This window comes from Pseudomonas sp. 43(2021) (genome assembly GCF_017490805.1).
Taxonomy (GTDB): Bacteria; Pseudomonadota; Gammaproteobacteria; order Pseudomonadales; family Pseudomonadaceae; genus Aquipseudomonas.
In genome coordinates this window covers 1-838 of record NZ_JAFGYJ010000093.1, presented here as the reverse complement: position 1 = coordinate 838, position 838 = coordinate 1, and the positions used below count along the sequence as shown (strand labels likewise).

Below are 838 nucleotides of genomic sequence, written 5' to 3'. Positions count from 1 at the left end.
ATCCGCGTCAGGCGGTACAGCCATTCAGGCCGCTGCGGCGAAATTCCATTTTGCAACCGGAGGATTTACGGGAACCGGCGGCAAATATGAGCCAGCGGGGATTGTTCACCGTGGTGAGTTTGTCTTCACGAAGGAGGCAACCAGCCGGATTGGCGTGGGGAATCTTTACCGGCTGATGCGCGGCTATGCCACCGGCGGTTATGTCGGTACACCGGGCAGCATGGCAGACAGCCGGTCGCAGGCGTCCGGGACGTTTGAGCAGAATAACCATGTGGTGATTAACAACGACGGCACGAACGGGCAGATAGGTCCGGCTGCTCTGAAGGCGGTGTATGACATGGCCCGCAAGGGTGCCCGTGATGAAATTCAGACACAGATGCGTGATGGTGGCCTGTTCTCCGGAGGTGGACGATGAAGACCTTCCGCTGGAAAGTGAAACCCGGTATGGATGTGGCTTCGGTCCCTTCTGTAAGAAAGGTGCGCTTTGGTGATGGCTATTCTCAGCGAGCGCCTGCCGGGCTGAATGCCAACCTGAAAACGTACAGCGTGACGCTTTCTGTCCCCCGTGAGGAGGCCACGGTACTGGAGTCGTTTCTGGAAGAGCACGGGGGCTGGAAATCCTTTCTGTGGACGCCGCCTTATGAGTGGCGGCAGATAAAGGTGACCTGCGCAAAATGGTCGTCGCGGGTCAGTATGCTGCGTGTTGAGTTCAGCGCAGAGTTTGAACAGGTGGTGAACTGATGCAGGATATCCGGCAGGAAACACTGAATGAATGCACCCGTGCGGAGCAGTCGGCCAGCGTGGTGCTCTGGGAAATCGACCTGACAGAGGTCGGTGG

The 838-nt window shown here is 57.9% G+C and carries 2 protein-coding genes and 1 pseudogene; all 3 read left to right on the top strand.

Going from position 1 to position 838, the window contains the following annotated elements; all coding sequences use genetic code 11:
* Positions 1 to 415, top strand: a 415-nt coding sequence (locus tag J5M71_RS26060; RefSeq protein ID WP_033557405.1) for a phage tail tape measure protein, incomplete at its 5' end; no start/stop codon positions are given.
* Positions 412 to 741: a phage tail protein gene (locus tag J5M71_RS26055; protein ID WP_000847379.1), complete on the top strand. Its 330-nt coding sequence runs from the start codon at positions 412 to 414 to the stop codon at positions 739 to 741. The genes J5M71_RS26060 and J5M71_RS26055, both read left to right, overlap by 4 nt.
* A pseudogene (locus tag J5M71_RS26050) lies at positions 741 to 838 on the top strand (phage minor tail protein L); the annotation flags it as partial. The gene J5M71_RS26055 and the pseudogene J5M71_RS26050, both read left to right, overlap by 1 nt.

Excerpts from the sequence above, each read along its gene's own strand:
- J5M71_RS26055 (WP_000847379.1), top strand. The coding sequence starts at position 412 with ATGAAGACCTTCCGCTGGAAAGTGAAACCCGGTATGGATGTGGCTTCG.